At 68.2% G+C, this 1,856-nt stretch carries 1 protein-coding gene; it reads left to right on the top strand.

All coding sequences use genetic code 11. From position 1 onward, the window contains the following. A partial coding sequence (locus tag B7X32_RS20675) for an iron ABC transporter permease (RefSeq protein ID WP_292724066.1) occupies positions 1-1,792 on the top strand: 1,792 nt, incomplete at its 5' end. Between the last annotated feature and the right edge of the window lie 64 nt (positions 1,793-1,856).

Below are 1,856 nucleotides of genomic sequence, written 5' to 3'. Positions count from 1 at the left end.
ACGGAAGAAGAGGGCAGTGACGGCAAGCGACTTCGAACGCGACCGGCGAGCATCGATCCGGCGCTCGATGACCGGCGGGTTCGGCTGGACGGTGTTCCTCGCCGCCCTGACGCTCGTGTTCGTCTACCCGGTCTCGATGATCGCGATCGGCGCGTTCCGCGACGGCCTCCCCTCGGACGACCTGCCCTTCACGCTCGGCGGGCTGCTCGCGGCGTTCCAGGATCCCGAGACCTGGAAGACCATGGGCAACTCTCTGCTGCTCGTGGTGGTGTGCGGCACGATCTCGGTCGCCGGCGGCGGTCTCTTCGCCTGGATCGCCGCGAACACCAACGTCCCAGGCCGCCGCCTGCTGACGCCCCTCATGGCGGTGAACCTGTTCGTGCCGCCGCTGTTCCACACGCTCGGCTGGATCATGCTGGGCAACCCGCAGAACGGCCTGCTGAACCAGTTCGGACGCCTGCTCGGCATGCACGGGCCGCTCATGAACATCCAGAGCTGGGGCGGCCTGTTCCTGCTCATGTCGCTCGGGTACATGCCTTTCGCGTACCTGCTGATGCTCGGCGCCTTCAAGAACCGGGACCAGTCGCTCGACGAGGCGGCCGCGATCAGCGGCGCCGGGGCGGTGCGCACCTTCTTCACGATCACGATCCCCTCGGTCGGGCCCGCGATCACGGGGGCCGCGATCCTCATCGCCGTGCTCGTGTTCCAGTCCTTCGACAGCCCCCAGCTGATCGGGCGCCAGGCCAACATCTTCGTGTTCTCGACGCAGATCTTCCACTACGTGCGCGATCAGGCGCCCGCCGAGTACACGAAGGCCTTCGCGCTCTCGCTCGTGCTCATCGTGCTCGTGCTGCTGCTCTTCCTCGCGCAGCGCTGGATCCTCCGCGGGCGGAGCTTCACGACCCTCACCGGCAAGACCTCGCGCCGCGAGCCGCAGGAGCTCGGCCCAGTGCGCTGGGTGCTCTCCGCCCTCATCGTCGTGTTCCTGCTGCTGAACCTGATCCTGCCGCTGTTCGCGATGATCCTCGGCAGCCTGCAACCGATCTTCGGGGTCATGAGCACCGGGCTCACCTTCGACAACTACGTGCAGATGCTCACGGACCCCGAGTTCAGCTCAAGCCTGGGACTCACGGCCTGGCTCGCGGTGATCGGCGGCTTCGGCTCGATCGCGGTCGCCCTGCTCACGACCTACGTCACGGCGCGCCGCACCGGCTTCATCCGCTCGTACACGTCCTTCTCGGTGTGGATCCCCTGGGCGCTGCCCGGCATCGTCCTGGCGCTCGCGTACATGTTCGCGGTGCTCTACGTTCCGGCCTTCCGCAGCCTCTACGGGACCGCGTTCCTCATGACGCTCGTGCTCATCGTGGCCACGATCCCGGTCTCCAGCCGGATCGCCGAGGGCGCGCTCGCGCAGCTGTCCCCGGAGCTCGAGGAGGCGGGGCGCACGTCCGGCGCCGGATCCTGGCGCGTGCTGGTCACGATAGTGCTCCGCCTCGTCGTGCCCAGCTTCCTGTCCGGCTGGTTCCTCTCCGCGCTGTTCATCGCCGGCAACCTCTCGGTGCCGATGCTGCTCGCCCCTCCCGGACTGCAGCCGGTCTCGCTGACCGCGTTCCAGCAGTTCCTGCAGGGCAACATGTCGCAGGGCGCCGCGCTCTTCATGATCATCCTCGTCGCGGCCATGGCCGTGCTCGCGTTCGCCGCCGGATCCATGAAGCTCGCCGCCGTCCTCCGCGCCCGCGCCGGACGCTCCGGCCGCGCCCCCTCAGTCCCCCTCACCCGGATCACCCCCTGACACACCCGAGAGGAAGAATGATGACGTTCTCCCGCAATACCCTCCGCCTCGCGACGGCGACCCT

The organism is Microbacterium sp. 13-71-7 (genome assembly GCF_002257455.1).
GTDB lineage: Bacteria > Actinomycetota > Actinomycetes > Actinomycetales > Microbacteriaceae > Microbacterium.
This window is presented reverse-complemented; position numbering and strand designations above follow the sequence as displayed.